Source organism: Roseofilum halophilum BLCC-M91 (genome assembly GCF_030068445.1).
GTDB classification, from domain to species: domain Bacteria; phylum Cyanobacteriota; class Cyanobacteriia; order Cyanobacteriales; family Desertifilaceae; genus Roseofilum; species Roseofilum halophilum.
Map to the genome: position 1 here is coordinate 25,031 of NZ_JAQPOK010000146.1, position 16,822 is coordinate 41,852.

The 16,822-nt window shown below is 49.7% G+C and carries 12 protein-coding genes; 3 read left to right on the forward strand and 9 right to left on the reverse strand.

Annotated features, from left to right (window positions below):
* Window positions 1-201 precede the first annotated feature (201 nt).
* Entirely contained in the window at window positions 202-1,998 is a 1,797-nt protein-coding gene (aspS, locus tag PJF56_RS18635) for an aspartate--tRNA ligase (protein ID WP_283764211.1), read from the reverse strand.
* A 182-nt stretch (window positions 1,999-2,180) separates the two neighbouring features.
* On the opposite strand from aspS, the gene PJF56_RS18640 reads away from it, so the two are divergent.
* Window positions 2,181-2,912 carry a glutathione peroxidase gene (locus PJF56_RS18640; protein ID WP_283764212.1) on the forward strand — a complete coding sequence of 244 codons (732 nt, stop codon included), beginning with the start codon at window positions 2,181-2,183 and terminating at the stop codon, window positions 2,910-2,912.
* A gap of 120 nt (window positions 2,913-3,032) precedes the next feature.
* Here the strand turns inward: PJF56_RS18640 and codA are convergent, their stop codons facing one another.
* Complete coding sequence (gene codA, locus PJF56_RS18645; protein ID WP_283764213.1) at window positions 3,033-4,268, reverse strand: cytosine deaminase; 1,236 nt, start codon at window positions 4,266-4,268, stop codon at window positions 3,033-3,035.
* Window positions 4,269-4,447: 179 nt separating this feature from the next.
* Between codA and PJF56_RS18650 the strand changes: the two genes are divergently transcribed.
* Entirely contained in the window at window positions 4,448-6,472 is a 2,025-nt protein-coding gene (locus PJF56_RS18650; RefSeq protein ID WP_283764214.1) for a serine/threonine-protein kinase, read from the forward strand.
* 76 nt (window positions 6,473-6,548) lie between these two features.
* Here the strand turns inward: PJF56_RS18650 and PJF56_RS18655 are convergent, their stop codons facing one another.
* The 4 genes from PJF56_RS18655 to PJF56_RS18670 all read right to left on the reverse strand — a co-directional run bounded on the left by PJF56_RS18655 (window position 6,549) and on the right by PJF56_RS18670 (window position 13,221).
* Window positions 6,549-7,289, reverse strand: a complete 741-nt coding sequence (locus PJF56_RS18655) for a hypothetical protein (protein ID WP_283764215.1) — start codon at window positions 7,287-7,289, stop codon at window positions 6,549-6,551.
* Window positions 7,290-7,633: 344 nt separating this feature from the next.
* Window positions 7,634-8,452: a TlyA family RNA methyltransferase gene (locus tag PJF56_RS18660; protein WP_283764216.1), complete on the reverse strand. Its 819-nt coding sequence runs from the start codon at window positions 8,450-8,452 to the stop codon at window positions 7,634-7,636.
* 174 nt (window positions 8,453-8,626) lie between these two features.
* Window positions 8,627-9,544, reverse strand: coding sequence for an ROK family protein (locus PJF56_RS18665; RefSeq protein WP_283764217.1), 918 nt, complete (start codon window positions 9,542-9,544; stop codon window positions 8,627-8,629).
* Window positions 9,545-9,951: 407 nt separating this feature from the next.
* On the reverse strand, window positions 9,952-13,221 hold the full coding sequence (locus tag PJF56_RS18670) for an AMIN domain-containing protein (RefSeq protein WP_283764218.1): 3,270 nt from the start codon (window positions 13,219-13,221) through the stop codon (window positions 9,952-9,954).
* A 329-nt stretch (window positions 13,222-13,550) separates the two neighbouring features.
* Here PJF56_RS18670 and glgA point away from each other — a divergent pair, with 329 nt between their 5' ends.
* A complete protein-coding gene (gene glgA, locus PJF56_RS18675) occupies window positions 13,551-15,017 on the forward strand; it encodes a glycogen synthase GlgA (protein WP_283764219.1) in 1,467 nt (488 codons plus the stop codon).
* A gap of 74 nt (window positions 15,018-15,091) precedes the next feature.
* Here the strand turns inward: glgA and PJF56_RS18680 are convergent, their stop codons facing one another.
* From PJF56_RS18680 to PJF56_RS18690, 3 genes are all read right to left on the reverse strand, one after another.
* Window positions 15,092-15,313 (reverse strand): DUF4327 family protein, encoded by a 222-nt coding sequence (locus PJF56_RS18680; RefSeq protein ID WP_283764220.1) that lies wholly within the window; start codon window positions 15,311-15,313, stop codon window positions 15,092-15,094.
* Window positions 15,314-15,442: 129 nt separating this feature from the next.
* Window positions 15,443-16,384: a ribonuclease Z gene (locus PJF56_RS18685; RefSeq protein ID WP_283764221.1), complete on the reverse strand. Its 942-nt coding sequence runs from the start codon at window positions 16,382-16,384 to the stop codon at window positions 15,443-15,445.
* Between the two features lie 62 nt (window positions 16,385-16,446).
* Window positions 16,447-16,822, reverse strand: a 376-nt coding sequence (locus PJF56_RS18690) for a DUF4351 domain-containing protein (protein WP_283764222.1), incomplete at its 5' end; no start/stop codon positions are given.

Genomic DNA, 16,822 nt, shown 5'->3' on the forward strand with positions numbered 1-16,822 from the left:
GAGATTGCTTCATTCCGCTCCGCTCCATTCGCAATGACATACTGTAACTGATTATTCGGATTTGATATTACAACTGATCCAACGGACTCGATATCATACCTCATAATAGCGCCAGGCGCTCTAGGGTGTGCCCTGAGCGGAGTCGAAGGGCACACTGCTTTAATTGATGACCATCACCCATTACCGATCGCCGATCGCCCATTAACCATTTTTTGCCTTCGGTTTGTGGGTAGAAGCCACAGACAGTTCTTTCAACTGGCGATTATCCACCGTTGCCGGAGCGTCGGTAAGTACACATCGAGCTTGCTGAGTTTTGGGGAAGGCAATCACATCGCGGATAGAGTCTTCACCCGCGAGGAGCATTACAAATCGGTCTAAGCCATAGGCAATCCCGCCATGGGGAGGAGTCCCATATTCAAAGGCTTCCAGGAGGAAACCAAATTTATTGTGGGCTTCTTCGGGGGAGAGTCCGATCGCCTCAAACACTTTTTCCTGAATCTCTCGCTGGTAGATCCGCAGGCTTCCCCCGCCAATTTCGTTGCCGTTGTAGACGAGATCGTAGGCTCTAGCGCGGGCGGTTTTGATGTCGTCTAGGTCTTCGGGGTTGGGGGAGGTGAAGGGGTGATGCAAGGCTTCGAGGCGCTTTTCGTCAGGGTTCCATTCAAACATGGGGAATTCGGTGACCCAAATTAGGTTGATTTGGTTGTCGTCTATTAATCCCATTTGTCTGCCAATGACTTGCCGCAACCGGTCTAGGGTTTTGTTCACTGTGGCAGTATCTCCGGCTCCAAAGAGGAGTAAATGGCCGGCTTCGGCTCCGGTGCGTTGCAGGATTTCCTGTTTTTGTTCGGCGCTGAGGTTATCTTTAATTGCGCCAATGGTGTCGATTTCCCCATTTTCCCGGACGCGGATATAGGCGAGACCTTTGGCTCCGGCTTCTGTGGCTTCTTTGAAGAGTTCTCCACCGGGTTTAATGGCAACGTTAGAGATGCGATCGTTGCCGTTGGGTATGGGTAAAATTTTTACTGCGCCACCGGCTGCAATGGCTCCGGAAAAGACCTTAAACCCACAATCTTTGACGACATCGGATACATCGGCTAATTCCAGTCCAAAGCGGGTGTCGGGGCGATCGCATCCATAGCGCTCCATGGATTCTTTGTAGGTGATGCGGGGGAAGGGTCGGGGAATGTCAATGTTTTTAATGGTTTTGAAGATGTGACAGACTAAGCCTTCGTTGAGGTTAATGATGTCTTCTTCGGACATGAAGCTCATTTCCATGTCGAGTTGGGTGAATTCGGGCTGGCGATCGGCTCGTAGGTCTTCATCCCGGAAGCAGCGAGCAATCTGATAATACCGGTCAAACCCGGAGACCATGAGTAACTGTTTAAACAATTGCGGTGATTGGGGTAGGGCGTACCATTCCCCGGAATTTACCCGACTGGGAACCAGGTAATCCCTTGCTCCTTCTGGGGTGGAGCGGGTCAGGATGGGGGTTTCAACTTCTATGAAGTGTTGTTCGTCTTCTAGGTAACGGCGGATGGCTTTTACGACTTGGTGGCGCAGTTGCAAGTTGCGAGTCATGCGATCGCGTCTTAAGTCTAAATAGCGATATTTCAGCCGCAAATCTTCCCGTACTGCCTCTTCTTCGTAGCTCGATACCTGAAAGGGCATTTGCCGGTTAATGCCGTTGAGTAGCTCAATTTTATCGGCGTAAATTTCGATTTCTCCAGTGGCAATTTTGGGGTTGAGTGAGTCTTCGGGTCTCTGGGTGACTCGTCCCTCAATTTTTACCACGTATTCATTCCGCAGCTTTTCTGCCAGCTCGTAGGAGTCGGGGGTTCGGTCTGGATCGCTGACAATTTGCACAATTCCGGTGCGATCGCGCAAGTCTAGAAAAATAACACCACCATGATCGCGACGGCGATCGACCCAACCACACAGGGTTACCGTCTCGCCAATGTTTTTTCCTTGTAATTCTCCGCAGTAGTGGGTTCGCATGGTGGTTCCTAGCGTTCAGTAGAGTTCATTATTAACACAACTTTCCCATTATCTAACAAGAATGGCGGTACTGGCGATCCAAAATTTTCCCCTTGACAACCCGTACTCGTTATGAGTATGATTATAACAATACAAATTCATAACGAGTTCGTTTTAGACACCTATCAGGAGATTAAACCCTTATGTTGCAGAATAAAGAAGGTCAAACCGTACCCAACGTCAACTTCCGCGCTCGTGTCAACAACGAATGGAAAGACATCAGCAGCGATGAACTCTTTGCCGGTAAAACCGCGATCGTCTTCTCCCTTCCCGGAGCATTCACCCCCACCTGCTCCTCCACCCACGTTCCCGGATACAACGAACTCGCCGACGTTTTCAAAGCCAACGGCATCGATGACATTATCTGCATTTCCGTTAACGACACCTTCGTTATGGAAGCATGGGCGAAAGATCAAAAAGCCGACAAAATCACCTTCATTCCCGATGGTAACGGAGACTTCACCAACGGCATGGGCATGTTAGTAGACAAACAAGACCTAGGGTTTGGTCAACGCTCTTGGCGCTACTCCATGCTCGTCAAAGATAAAACCATCGAAAAAATGTTCATCGAACCGGAAAAACCCGGCGATCCCTTCGAGGTTTCCGATGCAGAAACCATGCTCAAACATATTAACCCCAGCGCCGTCAAACCGAAAATGATTTCGCTATTTACAAAAGTCGGCTGTCCCTTCTGCGCCAAAGCCAAATCTCTGCTCCAAGACAAAGGCTTAGAATATGAAGAAATCACCCTAGCCGATGCGATAACCACCCGTTCCCTGAAAGCAATTACGGGCAAAACCAGCGTTCCCCAAGTGTTTATTGATGGGAAATATATTGGCGGTTCAGAAGAATTAGCCGCTTATTTCGCCTCCTAGCGATCGCCGTGGACGATTCGAGCTAAATTAGTGCTTTAGATTCTGGGGAGCGGCAGTGTCTCGCTCCCTATATTTTTATAGCGCTGCGCTCTATAGTGTTTACAAATACTGGAAAGTAGCTTATAGCCAATGGACTTGGGGCACATCCGTCCGCACCAACACTTTCCCCTGAGAAATTACAACCTCCACCGTTGCTCGTCGGCGAATGGCATGATAGGGACTCTCGGCATCAAGAATAATAATATTGGCGGGTTTACCCACTTCTAGACCATACCAATCAGATACATTTAGGGTTTTTGCGCCTCCCGTCGTCACCATATCGTAGCAAGCCTTAATTTCTGCCAGCCCCGTCATCTGACAAACATGAACCGCCATATGAGCAACTTCTAACATATTGCCAGTTCCCAGACTATACCAAGGGTCTTGGATACAGTCATGGCCGAGGGAAACATTTAAGCCATTTTGCCATAATTCTTTCACACGGGTAATGCCGCGCCGTTTGGGATAGGTATCGGTGCGTCCTTGCAGGGTAATATTGATTAAAGGATTGGCAATAAAGTTAATGTTTGCCCGTTTGAGCAAGCCCATCAGCTTAAAAGCATAGGCATCATTATAGGAGCCGAAAGCTGTCGTATGACTGGCTGTCACTTGGGAACCGAGTCCGCTACGAACGGCACAAGCAGCCACCACTTCTAAAAATCGGGATTGATCGTCGTCGATTTCATCGCAGTGAATGTCGATTAATTTATGGTATTGTTGAGCGAGTTCAAAGATGCGATGCACTGATTTTACCCCATCTTCGCGGGTCAATTCGTAGTGGGGAATGCCTCCAACCGCATCTGCACCCAGTTGCAAGGCGGTTTCTAAAAGCTGTTCGTTTTGGGGTTGCCCATAAATTCCGTCTTGGGGAAAGGCGACGACTTGGAGCGCGATGGAGTCTTTTACCTGCTCTCGCAAGTCTAATAAGGCTTTTAAGGCAATGAGATTGGGTTCGCTTACGTCTACATGGGTGCGTACCCAAAGGACTCCTTGTGCTGCTTGTTGTTTGAGGGCTTTTAAGGCTCGTTCCTGGACTTCCTCATACTGTAAGGATTGCTTGCGATCGCCCCAAATGGCAATCCCTTCAAACAGGGTTCCGCTCTCATTCCACCGGGGATCGCCCGCAGTTAGGGCAGAATCTAGATGAATATGGGACTCAACAAAGGGAGGACTGATAAGCTTATCAGTAACCCAGAGTTCCTCTTGACTGGGAGCCTTGATTTCTGGGGCGATCGCGGCGATCTGGTTACCGGAAATCGCCAGATCTAGGCGATCGCCCCCCGGAAAACGTCCCCCTTTAATCACTAAATCATACATAAGCTGGTAATGGGTAATGGGTAATGGGTAATCAGTGAACTATAAGTAATAATAAAAAACATATGTCTAAAGATATAATTTCAATAAAATTATCCCATTCTCCGCGTCCCCCACTTCCCCACTCCCCCATTCCCCTATTCACCGTAAGATAGATCAATGTGTCCTGCCCAACCCATGCTATGAGATATTGCCTCAACCCGGACTGCAAGCAACCCAAAAATTCTGACGGCAATGCCTTTTGTCAAAGCTGTCGCAGTACCCTGTTGCTCAAAGACCGGTATAAAGCACTCAAATGTATTGGTCAAGGGGGGTTTGGCCGCACATTTTTGGGCATCGATCGCGATAAACCCTCTCACCCCTATTGTGTGATCAAGCAATTCTTTCCCCAAGCCCAGGGAACCAATAATGTGCAAAAGGCAACCCAATTATTTGAACAAGAGGCAGTACGCTTAGACGATCTGGGAGAACATGCCCAAATTCCGGCTTTATACGCCCACTTTAGCCAAGATTCTCGCCAATATCTGGTACAAGAATTTATTGATGGGCAAAATTTAAGCCAAGTGCTGGAGCAAACTGGGCGATTTAATGAGAAGCAAATCCGCGAGTTACTTTATAATCTGCTTCCGGTTTTAGATTTTATCCATCACCATCATGTGATTCATCGAGATATTAAACCGGAAAATATTCTTTTGCGCGAAAATGGGCAACTGGTTTTAGTGGATTTTGGGGCGGCGAAATATGCCACCTCAACGGCTTTACTGAAAACCGGAACCACCATTGGCACACCGGAATATTTAGCCCCAGAACAAGGAAGGGGACGGGCGGTTTTTTCTAGCGATCTCTATAGTTTAGGGGTGACTTGTCTGCATATGCTGACGGGAAAGTCGCCCTTTGAGTTATTTGATATTCATGAGGATACCTGGATTTGGCGGCAGTCTTTGGCAGATAATCCGATTAGTAAATCCCTAGCAGATATTATCGATCGCCTCATCGCCGATGCGATTAATCACCGCTATCATTCTGCTCAAGAGGTTCTCAAGGATTTGCAAGATTTACCCACTCTCGATCGGGCGGTGAATCCCCCAACAACAACCATACAACCGGCTGTTTCCCCGTTAGCGTCTCAATTCCCTTCAACCCCTTCATCATCTGAATGGTGCTGCGTGCATACCCTCAGTGGTCATAGGCAATGGGTGGGCGCTGTTGATATACATCCCAATTCTAGGGTAATCGCCAGTGGCTCGGAAGACCAAACGATTCGCTTCTGGGATGTGGTGACGGGAGAGCATCAGGGAAGCCTCAACCGTCATGCTTTGTATGTGAATACGGTGGCGTTTAGCCCCAATGGTCGGTTTTTAGCCAGTGGGGGGGACGATCGCGCGATCTATGTGTGGGATTTACAACGGGGGGAATGGGGGCCACAATTGGGAGAGAGCCATACAGGAGACGATCGCCGTTATGGAGAGGCGATTAATGCGATCGCCTGGAATCCCCAAGCTACTCTGTTAGCGAGTGCCAGTAAAGACCGCACGGTAAAGATTTGGCAGCTCGACCCTAAAGATGCTCGCTATGGAGAAGCGATCTATACCCTAACCGGTCATTTAGCCTCCGTGCGAGCCGTCAGTTTTAGCCCCAATGGGCGGATTATTGCCAGTGGCAGCGATGATAATAGTATTAAGCTGTGGCACTTAGGAAAAGAGGTAGAGTTTGCAACTCTGGGGGATTTGGCTTCCCGGTTAAATATTGTCAATGCTTTGGCTTTTAGTCCCGATGGACAATGGTTAGCCAGTGGGGGTTGGGATAATTTGGTGAAACTGTGGGATTTCGAGACGGGAAAAACCATGCAAATTTTTGAAGGACATCAAGATTATGTGCGATCGCTCGCCTTTAGTCCAGATGGGAAATTTTTGGTTAGTGGCAGTGACGATCGCACCCTGAAACTTTGGCAAGTGGAAACCGCTACCCTATTAACGACCCTAGACGGTCATCAAAATTGCGTCAATAGCGTTGCTTGGAGTGCTGATGGTCAATTTATCGTCAGTGGGAGTGCCGATAAAACCCTCAAGGTTTGGCAAGGAGAACCCCATCAACCCAAAATTCAAGATCAAACCGTACAACAGATCCCTCCCTCGACTCCCGTTCCTCCTCGCCCACCGAAACGCCGCGTATATCGCCCTTCCGTCCATCAACCCTGGCTCGACTGAAGGGGAGGGAATGAATAATGAACAATGAACAATGAACAATGGGTAAAACCATTGCCTATTGCCTATTGCCTACTGCCTATTCTTTCCCACGACTCTTTTGCTGTTTTGACGGTTTACGACTAAAAAACCGTTCCAGTTGCTGAGTCCCTTCTTGGAAATGGATTAGGGTAGTGACGATCGCGATCGCTCCATAGACGACTCGCAACAACCAGCCTTGAAAGGCAAATACCCAATCGAGCCATTGGGCGCGATAATTCTGGGCATCGCTGCCGCCATCGTTTAAGAAGGTGGATAACATGGATTTTAAGCGGTTGTCCTCGGCTTCTAACTGATTCAGGCGATCCAATTGAGTGGGGAGAATCGGGAATTTAGCGGTATAGAGATAAAAGCCTAACCTGCCAGTCTTTCCGGTTTTCTCTTCTAGAAATTCGTCGGTTTTTTGCACAATTTCCCCAGAGGACAACTGGGTATTTTCGGCAATATCATTCAGCCAGTTATTATAGCGCACTACTGTAGGAATGCTAAGAATAAAGGGAACAGTGGGAATGAGGAGGACAAGGCTGACTTGCTTGCGAATACGAGGGGGCAAAAACACCGTAGAGAGTCCAAACCCTAAGCCCAAAATGGCAAACGAGATTAAGTTAGACAGTTCGCTCAAGTCTAACATGCGAAAAATATCGCCAATAATCGGTAAAGAATATAAATGGTGATCGGCCAGAAAAATAAATAGTAATTTGCTTAAGACGACTAAACTGACCACTAAAGGAATGATCAGGATGTAGAGGACAATGCGAAAAATAAGTTTCAACCGATCCATGGGAGTGGGGTTCAAAAGTCAAAAGTTAAAAGCCAAAATTCAAATGTTATATCCCTAATTAAGGAGCTAGGGAGCCTAATTAAGGAGCTAGGGAGCGAGACGCTCCCACTCCTTAATATTAAAGGTTTTAGGAATGCGGGCATCTTGCCCGCTAGTTACAGCGCTTCGCGCGGTAATGAGGTACAGTCGGAAAAGATCCCCCTTTCATGTCCGCTTGCGGAAAATCCCCCTTAAAAAGGGGGGCAGTAAAAGTCCCACTTTTTAAGGGGGGTTGGGGGGATCGAAATGTACCGCATAGCAGCGAAAACTGCTGTATACCCATTTACCGGATTTGATATTAGAAGTCAGAAAGACTCTTTTGCCGCTAGGGTGCATTGATCGATTGTAGACAAATCGAGACTCCCCCAGCGATCGCGATCGCCTAGAGGCATCTCTAACCACAGCAGATATTCAATATTACCGGCTGGCCCGGTAATGGGAGAATGGCTTAAGCCACGATAAGACCATCCTAGACTATCCGCGCTTTCATAAACCGTAGCGATCGCCTGGCTATGGTCTTTGGGATCGCGGACGACTCCCTTTTTACCCACCCGCGATCGCCCCACCTCAAACTGAGGTTTCACTAACGCGACTAACTCCCTGGGAGGAGCTAATAGCGCCCATAGTGCGGGTAAGACCTTGGTTAATGAAATAAACGAGACATCAACAACCGCTAAATTTGCGGGTTCCTCCCCATTATATAGCGCTTCAGCACTCAAATAGCGTAAATTCGTTCGTTCTCTTAAAATCACCCTAGAATCCGTGCGGATGCGCCAATCCACTTGACCATAACCTACATCCACCCCATAAACCTGTTTTACCCCATTTTGCAGCAAACAATCCGTAAAACCTCCGGTAGAAATGCCTCCATCTAGGGCAATTCGACCCGCAACAGTTAAGTCAAAATGCTCAAGAGCATGGGCTAATTTTTCACCGCCTCTAGAGACAAAAGGCGATCGCTCCTTTACCGTTATCGTCGCCTCTGTAGAAATCAACGTCCCCGGTTTATCCATCACCACCTGATTCACCATCACCTCACCCGCCCGAATCAAGCGCTGGGCCAGTTGTCGAGAGTCACACAGAGACCGTTCTACCAGTAAAAGATCGAGTCGTTGTTTAGGCAAGAGAATAGGGGGATAGGGGAATAGGGGGATAGGGAGGATAGGGAGATAGGGAGAGTGCGAGCATCTTGCTCGCTTGTTAACCCATTATTACCCATTATTACCCATTACTCATTACCCATTACCCATTACCCATTACTCATGACTCATGACTCATGACTCATTACCCATTACCCATTACCCATTACCCATTACCCATGACTCATTACTCAAACATTCCCACGCCAACTTAGCCGCCCCCACCATACCCGCTTGATTGCCCAACTCGGCCACCAAAACCTGGAGTCCTTCGCGGGAAGTGGGTAACACGCGCTGTTCGATTTCCTCTAGGGTTGCTGGCAGGAAATAGGCGGCGCTTTGACTAATGCCACCGCCTAGTATAATCGCTTCTGGGGTTAAAACATAGATTAAATTCGCCAAACCTGCTCCTAAACGATGACCATAGTTTTGCCAAAATTCTAGGGCTTGTCGGTTGCCGGTTTCAGCTAGGTGACCGAGTTCTTCCGGGTCGAGATGGCCAAAGCGGCGAACGGCGGGAATAGAAACCTGTTGTTCCAGGGAGCCTCGGTTACCACTGTTGCAGGGATGGCCATAGAGGTCAATCGTGATCAGACCCAGTTCTCCGGCAGTGCCCTGGCGACCGGTAAATAATTTACCATTAATAATGATAGCTCCACCGACTCCCGTTCCCAGGGTGAGCAAGATCATATCTTGGAAATGGCGGCCGGCTCCGATCCAGGATTCCCCCATTCCAGCGCAGTTTGCGTCGTTGGCCAGGATGACAGGCTTGCCGGTTTTCGCTTCTAACCAGGCAGCTAGGGGCACGTCTTTCCAGTTGGAGAGGTTGATAGCGATGCGCGAAATTTTACCCGTTTGGTCTACGGGGCCAGGGACACCGACTCCCAGGGCGAGGGCGCTCTCGTCGGGGTCAAGTTCCGCCAGGGCAGGCAGTAGGGCGCTAATAACCGCTTCCGGGGTTGCCGGTTGGGGAGTCGGGAGGGTGAGGGTATTTTGGCAACTGCCATCCTTACGAAACCGGCCCAGTTTGATGCCAGTTCCGCCGATATCGATGCCGATGACTGTGGGTTGGTTCATGGTTGGGTATTGGGAGATTGTGCCCTCTTCCCCCTGCCCCCTTCTCCCACGGGAGACGGGGGTTCAAGTCCCTCTCCTGTGGGAGAGGGATTTAGGGAGAGGGCTTTACCTGGGGGAGATTGTGCCCTCTTCCCCCTGCCCCCTTCTCCCAGGGGAGACGGGGGTTCAAGTCCCTCTCCCGTGGGAGAGGGATTTAGGGAGAGGGCTTTACCTGGGGGAGATTGTGCCCTCTTCCCCCTGCCCCCTTCTCCCACGGGAAACGGGGGTTCAAGTCCCTCTCCTCTGGGAGAGGGATTTAGGGAGAGGGCAAATCCGGTTATTGTGCCCTCTTCCCCCTGCCCCCTTCTCCCACGGGAGATGGGGGTTCAAGTCCCTCTCCTCTGGGAGAGGGATTTAGGGAGAGGGCTTTACCGGTTGGGATAGCGGAAGCCTCGGTTCCGCAGTTGTTGCTGCACATTGGGGCTGGGGGCGTAGCCATATCCCCAGTTAGCATCGTCCACATCTTGGATGATGTTGGGGGTAACCACAATCACCACTTCTGCACGCTCCGATTCTCTATCAGTACGGCGGAACATGCGACCGATGATGGGCAGGTCTCCAAGAATGGGAAGTTTGGAAACAATTTCCCGCTCTTGGTCTTGGATAACCCCAGCAATTAAGAGAGTTTGACCATCGCGCAGGCGGATTTTACCGGAACTTAGCTCACGCTGAGAAACTAGGGCCACCTCTTGTACAAAACCATCCACAATGATGCTGTAAGTATCTGTGGGAGTCGATATACGCGGATTAAGGGTCATGGTAATAAACCCATTATCATCAATGCGATCGACCGTAATCGGCATCAATAACCCCACATCATCAAACTCGGTGTTAATGGTGGTGGTAGTGCTATTGGCGTTAACGGTGGTTTCTTGTTCCACGTTAACGGGGATGCGGTCTGTGAGGTTAATGGTTGAGGTTTCACCCTCTTGAATAGTGAGGGTGGGGTCAGTGAGTATCTTGGCGTTGCCTTCAACAATATTTGCTTCTAGTTGAGCGAGGAACTGTCGGGGATATTGGAAGACTTGCGGCAGTTGGTAGGCAAGTTGCGCCGCTTGACCCACAATGGCAGGTAAGCCATTAACGGCTGCTCCGGTAGCGGCGGAAATGAGTTCACCGACAGGGTTACGGAGGGCGGGAATCGTTCCACCTCCTGGAACCAGGTCGGTGATTAACCGGGGGATACCTTGGGCATCGAAGAATTGAGGAGCCACGGCTAAATCAGCATCAATTAAATCTTGGCCATTGGTTAGGGGTTGAAATTGTCCACCACCTGGAGTTAATTCAGTGAATAAACGAGGTGTGCCTGTGGTATCGAAGAATCGAGGAGCTGCGTCACCTTGGGTAACTTCGACTAGCCCTTCCGGATTCAGAAGAGGTTGAAAGACTCCTCCACCAATAGTCAATTCATTAAAGTTTCTAGGAACTCCACTGACATCAAAAAACACTGGAGATAAATTGCCTGCTGGAGTTAGTCCACCGCCAGCATTTGGCAATGGTTCAAATGTTCCATTAGAAACACCAGGGACATTTAATTCACTCAGCAGGCGAGGTGTACCTGTAGAATCTAAGAAATATTCTGCTCCAGTACCAGCATCAGTAACAATATTTCCATCAGGACTGCGTAGAGGATTAAACTGACCCCCACCAACCGTGAGTTCATTAAAGAGTCTCGGTTGACCTGTTTCATCAAAGAATCGAGGTGCTCCTGGTCCAGCCTGAATCAAAGCCCCGTTGGGAGTCGTCAGGGCTGGGATTTGTCCCCCGCCCAGTTGCAGCTCACTTAATAGTCTGGGTTGTCCATTGGCATCAAAATACCGGTCGGCTTGGGGGGGACTAGCGGCCTCAATCAAGTTATTGCCACTATCCAATAGGGGTTGGAAGGCCCCCCCATTGGGGCTGAGTTCATTTAAGGTGCGGGGAATGCCATTGCGGTCATAATACAGAGGAGGCGTTCCAGAAGAGGGAGAAACTTGACGACCCGCAGCACCGGGAATACCGGGGGCAGTTGGGTCAAAGCCAGCCACTCCGGGAGTGGTGGGTAAGCCACCAGGGGAGAAGACGGAACCGGGTTGGTTTTGCCCCACGGGAACCAGTTGGCCGGTGGCCGGGTCGCGCACCAGTTGGGTTCCATTGGGGTTAACAAAGGGCTGTACGCCTGAAAGGGGGTTACCGGCAATGGGACGACCAAACTGGTTATTACGGGCTTGATCGGCTGAAGGTGGGGTTAAGCGCCCAAAGTTGGCGATGCCTCGCCCCCCATCAACGACGAAGAAGGAGTCTCCAGAACCGAAGGAAAAACTACTGTTGGAAAATTCTTCAGCGTTTAGGTTAATGTCAATCACTTTGACGTTAACGGAGACTTGGCGGCGACGGAGATCTTGTTGGGAGAGCAGACCAGTAGCAATTTCTACTTTGCGCGGGTCACCCACCAGGGTAATGGAGTTAAGGCGTTCATCGGCAATGACGGAGAGACCGCGCAGGAGGAGGGGGCCATTGGCTGCTTCGACGGTGAGGTTTTGAATACTGGTATTGGTTTCTTCTGTTTCCCGTCGGTCTACTCCTGTGCCTTCAACGATGCGTCGGGTTTCGGTGAGGACTCGTTGATAGTCTGCTCCTTGGGAGGCGAGGAGGGTGGCGGAGCTTTCGGCTTCGGCTTGGTTGAGGCGGAGGGTGCGGGTAATGACGGGACTGGATTCTAGGGGCAGGCTAGTGCCCACAAAGATGGTGCGCCCGACGCGGTTGGCTTGCATTCCGCTCAGTTGCAAGACGCTATTAAAAACGTTTTGCACGGGTTCATTTTCGATGTCTAGGGAAATCGTCCGCCCGGCAACGGAAGTCGCTGCTCCCGCTTGCCCTTCGGGAATGTCGCCCGCGCCGTCGGTGAAGGCGAGGTTCATGCCCGCAACTCGCGCTAGGAGGGCGAGAACGTCACGCACGGGGGCATCCCGGAGAACGAGACGGGGCACGTTTTCGGAGGAGCCGAGGTTAATGGTGCGCCCGGATGCGTCGATGGTGGATACGGAGATGTCGCCGAGGGGAGGGGCGATGGCTCTTTGCCGGAAGGGAGGGGCGACACCGGTTCCGGGGGGTAGGCTGGGGATGCCGTTTTGCAGGCTGGGCAGGGGGACGTTGTTGTAGGGAGCGCCCTGGGCCATCTGTTGAGGGGGGCTTTGGGCGATGGGTCGGGGGGCGGGGGGGTTGGGGGCGGTATTGGCGCTGGGTTGGGGGGTTTCTTGCTTGAGGGAGAGAATGAAGTTAGAGCCGTCTTGAATGCTGATGCGGCCGCTGAGGCTGCCTTGGTTGCCGGTGACGGTGACGCGGATGCTGTTGTTGTCTACGGAGTTGACGCTAACGGAGGCAATGCCGGGTGCGGGGTTGGCTTGCATGAATTCGCCGCTAGGGAGGTTGAGCTGCATGTTGGAGATGTTGGCGACCCATTGGTTGCCGCTAGGGACGGCAAAGACTTGGGGGCGATCGCCTTCAGTTGTGTCTAATACGACTTCAATTCCTCCACTGGTGGGGTTGAGGGAGACGTTGTTGATTCGGGTCGGAGCTGCCCAAGCCGCAGAGTTCGATAGAATTACGGCGGCACTTCCGATCAGGGCCCCACTTAGTCCAAAATGATACTTTTTCATTGCTCTCCTCACGCGATCGCCTTAGACACTGATGAATATAAACCGTATGCAAACCCTGGTTAAATGAGGGTCTAGCCACTTAAGGATAGATTCTGGTTACTTATCTTTCCCTAAGTGACCCTCAATCGTCAATAGTGTAAGGGAAATTTGTGGATAGTGGGGAGGGGAAGGCAAAAGGTACTCATGCAAAAGGTAAAGAGCTATTCCCTATTGCCCATGCCCCATTGGTTTTGGTCACAGCCTGCGGTACTCTAGATTGGGTAAGTCTATCTCAGAATTACTCTTATTTCACGTCCCCTTGACAAGATGTTACATAAGTGAACGCAAACATGAAAATTTTATTTGTTGCCGCAGAAGCAGCACCATTGGCGAAAGTGGGTGGTATGGGTGATGTCGTTGGTGCCCTGCCCAAAGTCTTACGAAAAAAGGGTCATGATGTGCGGGTTTTCATGCCCTATTATGGTTTTTTGCCGGATAAAATAGATATCCCGGAAGAACCGATTTGGAAAGGAACAGCAATGTTCCAAGATTTTGAAATTTATCAGGCTTTTTTGCCGAAATCAGATGTGCCGCTCTATTTGTTTGGCCATCCTTCTTTTTCGGGGCGCAATGTCTATTTTGGCGACGATGAAGGATGGAGGTTTACTTTATTTGCAAATGCGGCGGCGGAGTTTGCTTGGAATTTTTGGCGACCAAGTATTGTCCATTGCCATGATTGGCACTCAGGAATGCTACCGGTATGGTTGAATGAAACACCGGATATTAATACGGTGTTTACGATTCATAATTTGGCCTATCAAGGGCCTTGGCGTTGGTATTTAGACCAGATTACTTGGTGTCCTTGGTATATGGAAGGCCATAATACTATGGCGGCAGCCGTGCAATTTGCCAATAAGGTGACGACGGTTTCGCCGACCTATGCAGAACAGATTAAAACCTCAGAATATGGGGAAAATTTAGAGGGTTTACTCTCTTATGTGAGTGGTAAGAGTATCGGTATTTTGAATGGTATTGATACGGAGAGTTATAATCCGCAAACGGACAGATATCTGTATCAGAATTTTAATGCAGAGACATTGGATAAACGCCCAATCAATAAGGTCTCTTTACAGGAAGAAATTGGTTTGGAGGTGAATAAGGGCGCGTTTTTGGTGGGGATGGTTACCCGGTTGGTGGAACAGAAGGGGATCGATCTGGCGCTGCAAATTCTGGATCGGTTTATGGCGTATACGGATGCCCAGTTTGTGTTGTTGGGAACGGGCGATCGCTATTATGAAACGCAAATGTGGGAGTTGGCTTCCCGCTATCGGGGACGGGTTTCGGTACAGTTGCTCTATAATGATGCTCTGGCTCGCCGTATTTATGCGGGATGTGATGCGTTCTTGATGCCTTCTCGGTTTGAGCCTTGTGGTATTAGCCAAATGTTGGCTATGCGCTATGGTTGTGTTCCCATTGTGCGCCGTACTGGGGGTTTGGTGGATACGGTGAGCTTCCACGATCCCATGAGAGAGTTGGGAACGGGGTATTGCTTCGATCGCTATGAACCTCTGGATCTGTTTAGCTGTATGATTAAGGCTCTAGAAGGGTTCCGATATAAGGAATATTGGAAAAAATTACAACAGCGAGGGATGCGCCAAAATTATAGTTGGGATCTTTCGGCAGATCAGTATATCAAGGTCTACGAGGAAATTTTCCCGGATGCTCCCCCACCCCCTCCTCCTGCACCTAAACTAGAGGAAGAAACAAAAATAGCAGCAGAAGAGCCTAAGCCTTCTGCTGGCAGTACAAGTTTATAGTTTTTTGAGTATGAAGAGACTCTCTCGAGTTATTCGGGAGAGTCTGAGGGTTATATGCTCAATAGCAGAGGAGGTTAGTCTTCTCTCCAGTCTTCTCTGCCGAGTAAATCAATGATGCGATCGCGCAGTAAATATCCGTGGCGCTCTAATTCTAATTCTACAGATTCCCATTCTCGACTGGGAATATAACGGCACAAACTGTAAATCGGTTGTAATCTCTCGACAGAACCCACATCTACTAAGTGACGGGCTTCATCTTTAATCATGGTAATTGAGTATTGCAGAGTTGGCATCATAATCTACACCTTTTATCCTATCGGTACAGGGTCGTAATAACGTTGATTAAGTATAAATACTTTAGCTTTTTCCTTCATTCTCCTATTGTGAGGGATATTTGTACTTTTTCTGTGATATCTTTATTATTTTTAATGATTGGATGCCTGGCGAGCAATTTCATAGGTGAGAAAATCGTGGGCCATATCGGTTTGGGGGAAAATTGCCCTTGCTTCAGTTAATAAGTCTTCCAGTTGTAGGGCGTTACCTGGGGCATACCGGGGACTAAAATGGGTGAGCATCAGTTGCTTGACTTGGGCGGCTAGGGCGACTTGAGCGGCCATGGTGGAGGTAGAATGGAGGCGATCGTAGGCCAGTTGGGCATCTTGATGGGCAAAGGTAGACTCATGTACGAGCAAGTCGGCACTTTGGGCTAGGTCTACTGCTCCTTCACAAAAGATGGTATCAGTGCAATAGACAAAACTTCGACCCACTTGAGTGGGGCCGCAGAGTTTAGCGCCGTGGATTTTGCGCCCGTCGGTTAGGGTAATCCATTCTCCTTTTTTGAGTTTGCCATAGAGGGGGCCGGGGGGAATACCCAAGGCTTGAGCGCGATCGACATCGAAGCGTCCGGGACGGTCTTTTTCTTGTACGCGATAGCCAAAGGCGGGAACTCGATGTTTTAGGGGGTTGCAGATGACGCGATATTCGGCATCTTCATAGATTAGGCCGGGTTCTACGGTATGGACTTTAACGGGGTAGGAAAAGTGGGTTTGGGAATAGCGGATACATCCTTGGAGGTATTCATTGAGTTTGGGGGGGCCATAAATATCGATTTGTTCCATACTTCCGGCTAACCCACAACTGGCGAGTAAACCCATCAGGCCAAAGATGTGATCGCCGTGCATGTGGGTGATAAAGATGCGCCGAAGTTGGCTCACTTTGAGGTCACTGCGTTGGAATTGGTGCTGAGTTGCTTCTCCGCAGTCAAAGAGCCAGAGTTCAGATTTTTGGGTCAGACGAAGGGCGATCGCCGAAACATTTCGCGATCGGGTGGGGACACCGGAGCTAGTTCCAAGAAAAGTAATTTGCACGCTAGGGTATCAAGGGGGACTGCGTTCTCTATTTTAATGGAAGAAGTCTAAGGGCAGGGGGATTAAGATTGGCACTCTGCCAACCAAGACACTAAATCCTCAACTCCCGTAAAATCGAGTAGCGCTTCCCCTAAATCTTCCAGAGTTTCCACAGACAAAGACTGAATCTGTGCTTCCAATTCTGGAGAAAGTTCCCCCACTCGTCGCGTCAAGAGACGAATGACTAAAGATGCCTCCCGTTGTACACCTCGCTGAATTCCTTCGAGCAAACCTTCTTCATGAATTTCCTGATAAATCACTGACTCGCGCATCGTCTCTTTCCTCAACAGTTGTTTGATTAACTTTTTGTCAAATCTCAAACCCGCTAACACTTGACTACAAGCGAGAACATCTGCTTGTTGTTTGCTCTCCTCGATTGTAGCAACCTGATTCGCTACT